Source organism: Bacteroides sp. OF03-11BH, from assembly GCF_003604005.1.
Classification (GTDB): Bacteria; Bacteroidota; Bacteroidia; order Bacteroidales; family Bacteroidaceae; genus Bacteroides; species Bacteroides ovatus.
In genome coordinates, this window is sequence record NZ_QTMW01000093.1 from 1 (window position 1) to 3,252 (window position 3,252).

5 protein-coding genes are annotated in these 3,252 nt (G+C 55.0%); all 5 read left to right on the forward strand.

Features of this window, described 5'->3' with window-relative positions:
* The coding region (traK, locus tag DXA54_RS27435; protein ID WP_120081166.1) for a conjugative transposon protein TraK at nucleotides 1–297 on the forward strand (297 nt) is incomplete at its 5' end.
* 6 nt (nucleotides 298–303) lie between these two features.
* A complete protein-coding gene (locus tag DXA54_RS27440) occupies nucleotides 304–564 on the forward strand; it encodes a TraL conjugative transposon family protein (protein ID WP_120081168.1) in 261 nt (86 codons plus the stop codon).
* 28 nt (nucleotides 565–592) lie between these two features.
* Nucleotides 593–1,942: a conjugative transposon protein TraM gene (traM, locus tag DXA54_RS27445; RefSeq protein ID WP_120081170.1), complete on the forward strand. Its 1,350-nt coding sequence runs from the start codon at nucleotides 593–595 to the stop codon at nucleotides 1,940–1,942.
* A 56-nt stretch (nucleotides 1,943–1,998) separates the two neighbouring features.
* Entirely contained in the window at nucleotides 1,999–2,985 is a 987-nt protein-coding gene (gene traN / locus DXA54_RS27450) for a conjugative transposon protein TraN (RefSeq protein WP_120081172.1), read from the forward strand.
* A gap of 2 nt (nucleotides 2,986–2,987) precedes the next feature.
* On the forward strand, nucleotides 2,988–3,252 hold a 265-nt coding region (locus DXA54_RS27455; protein ID WP_207903527.1), incomplete at its 3' end, for a conjugal transfer protein TraO.

Sequence of the window (3,252 nt, forward strand, 5' to 3'; positions counted from 1 at the left end):
GTGTACAACTACTATTCGGACTTTGCCGAGAAGGGGTACTACAACCGTATCATCTCCGGGAACATCAACCAAGTACTGAAGGTGGACAGCGTGGTGTGCGACTTCAACGGCTATCCCTACCGTGCCGTGACCTATGCCACGCAGAAAATCATCCGGCAAAGCAACGTCACCGAACGCAGCCTCGTGACCACGTGCCGCCTCTTGAACTCGTCCCGTTCGGACGACAATCCCAACGGTTTCACCATCGAGGGATTCACCATCATCGAGAACAAGGATTTACAAACCATCAAAAGGTAAACGGACATGAAGAAAATCAAAAAATCATTTTGGCGTGCGTACTGGAAGCTCCACGACAAAAAGAAAATGCTGGTGGCAAGGCTCAAAGGCTATCTGGACGGTTTACCCCCGAAGACACGCAGGCGCATCGTGCTGGCGATGCTCGCCGCCTTCGCGGTGCTTGCCATCTACACCTTCGGCAAAGCCGTCTATGACATCGGCAGGAATGGCGGCAACCGGATAGTAACAGACCATGCCGGACAGGTGGGACTGTCCGTAAAGCCGTAAAACAATCACAACGTAATACCTTATTTATATGGAACAGACGAAGAATGAACCTAAAAACGAGAACAAGGCGGCTCCCGACAACGGGAAACCGAAGAAGGAGCGCAAGCCGCTGACCGAAGCCCAAAGGCTGAAACGTCAGAAAATGATAGTGCTGCCCGCTATGGTGCTGGTATTCATCGGGGCTATGTGGCTGATATTCGCCCCGTCTTCCGACAAGGAACAGCAACCGGGAACGAGTGGTTACAACATCGAAATGCCCGACGCTGACAAGGCGAACCGCCAGATCATCGGCGACAAGGCGAAAGCATACGAGCAGGGGGCGATGGAGGAACGGCAGGAGAACCGCAGCCGCACCATGCAGGAACTGGGCGATATGTTCGACCGAGAGGTGGCGGAAACGGACGGTGGCAGGGACTTCGACCTTGCCAATCCCGGAGGAACGGAAGAGAACGTGAAATCCGCCCCGAAGACCATCCAGTCTTCCGCAGCTGCCTACCGCGACCTCAATACCACGCTCGGCAACTTCTATGAGCAGCCGAAGAACGACAACGCGGATATGGACGAACTGTTGGAGCGCATCGCTTCGCTGGAATCGGAACTGGAAAGCGAGAAAGGCAAGGCGTCCGCTGTGGATGATCAAGTGGCACTTATGGAGAAGTCCTACGAGCTGGCGGCGAAGTACATGGGCGGTCAGAACGGTACACAGCCACCTGTCGGACAGGCGGCAGAACCTTACCATGTGCAGAAAGCCGGAAAGAACACGGCTGCACCTGTCAGGCAGGTAACGCATCAGGTGGTGTCCTCGCTCTCACAGCCGATGAGCATCGCCGAATTTGCCGCCTCCTTCTCGCAGGAGCGCAACCGCAGTTTCAATACGGCGGTGGGTGTCACGACCGTGTCGGACAAGAACACCCTGTCGGCGTGCGTCTATGGGGCGCAGAGTGTGACGGATGGGCAGGCTGTCAAACTCCGGCTGCTGGAGCCGATGGCGGTAGCGGACAAAATCATCCCCCGTAATGCGGTGGTGATCGGCACGGCAAAGATTCAGGGCGAACGGCTTGATATTGAAATCACGTCGCTGGAGTACGCGGGTACGATTATCCCGGTAGAGCTGGTGGTGTATGACACGGACGGGCAGCCCGGTATCTTCATTCCCAACTCTATGGAGATGAACGCCGTCAGGGAGGTTGCCGCCAACATGGGCGGCTCGCTGGGCAGCAGCATCAATATCTCCACCAACGCAGGGGCGCAGCTCGCCTCCGATTTGGGTAAAGGGCTGATACAAGGAACCAGCCAGTATATCGCTAAGAAGATGCGTACCGTCAAGGTGCATCTGAAAGCCGGGTACAAGGTCTTGCTCTATCAGGACAGGAATTGAAAAAAGAAAAAGTAACAACAACCAAATTTTTATTTACCACTAAAATCCAAAGTAGAATGAAAAAAGTAATCATCATGTTTGCCCTCGCTATGGGCATCGTAACTGCCAACGCGCAGGAGAACGTAACCGTTGTAACGGACAACGGAAGTGAACAACCGACCTTGACAAAGGAGGTCTATCCGCAGAAGGAGGCGGACGGCGATCTGTATCACGGGCTGACAAAGAAGCTGACCTTCGACCGCATGGTTCCCCCGCACGGATTGGAAGTGACTTATGACAAGACCGTCCACGTCATTTTCCCCTCGGAGGTGCGCTACGTGGATTTAGGCTCGCCCGACCTGATTGCGGGCAAAGCCGACGGAGCGGAGAACGTCATCCGCGTGAAGGCTACCGTGAGGGACTTCCCGAACGAAACCAATATGTCCGTGATAACGGAGGACGGGAGTTTCTATGCCTTCAACGTGAAGTACGCCACCGAACCGCTGCTGCTCAACGTGGAGATGTGCGACTTCATCCATGACGGCGAGAAGGTGAACCGTCCGAACAACGCGCAGGAAATCTATCTGAAGGAACTGGGCAGCGAAAGCCCGATGCTGGTGCGCCTTATCATGAAGTCCATCCACAAGCAGAACAAGCGCGAGGTGAAGCACATCGGCTGCAAGCGATTCGGCATCCAGTACCTGCTGAAAGGCATCTACACGCATAATGGTTTGCTCTATTTCCACACGGAGATAAAGAACCAGAGCAACGTGCCTTTCGACGTGGACTACATCACATGGAAAATCGTGGACAAGAAGGTGGCGAAGCGTACCGCCGTGCAGGAGCAGATTATCCTGCCGCTCCGTGCGCAGAATTACGCCACACTCGTGCCGGGCAAGAAGAGCGAGCGCACGGTGTTCACGATGGCGAAGTTCACCATTCCCGACGACAAGTGCCTCATGGTGGAACTCAACGAGAAGAACGGAGGTCGCCACCAGTCTTTCGTGATTGAGAACGAGGACTTGGTACGTGCCAATACCATTAACGAACTTCAAGTGCGTTGACCATGAGAAAGTACATCGCAATAATCATCGCGTCGCTTGCCCTGTGTACGGGGCAGGCGCACGCCCAGCGATGCCTGCCGAAGATGCAGGGCATCGAGGTCAGGGCGAACATGGCGGACGGCTTCAATCCCGGCGGCAAGGACAGCGGGTACAGCTTTGGGGCGGCTCTTTCCACCTACACGAAAAAGGGGAACAAATGGGTGTTCGGCGGCGAGTATCTGTTGAAGAACAACCCTTACAAGGACGGAAAGATACCCGTGGCGCAGT

What these genes read in the sequence shown, in the direction of transcription:
- traN (WP_120081172.1), top strand. Translation starts at nt 1,999, where the DNA reads ATGAAAAAAGTAATCATCATGTTTGCCCTCGCTATGGGCATCGTAACT.
- traM (WP_120081170.1), top strand. Translation starts at nt 593, where the DNA reads ATGGAACAGACGAAGAATGAACCTAAAAACGAGAACAAGGCGGCTCCC.
- DXA54_RS27440 (WP_120081168.1), top strand. Translation starts at nt 304, where the DNA reads ATGAAGAAAATCAAAAAATCATTTTGGCGTGCGTACTGGAAGCTCCAC.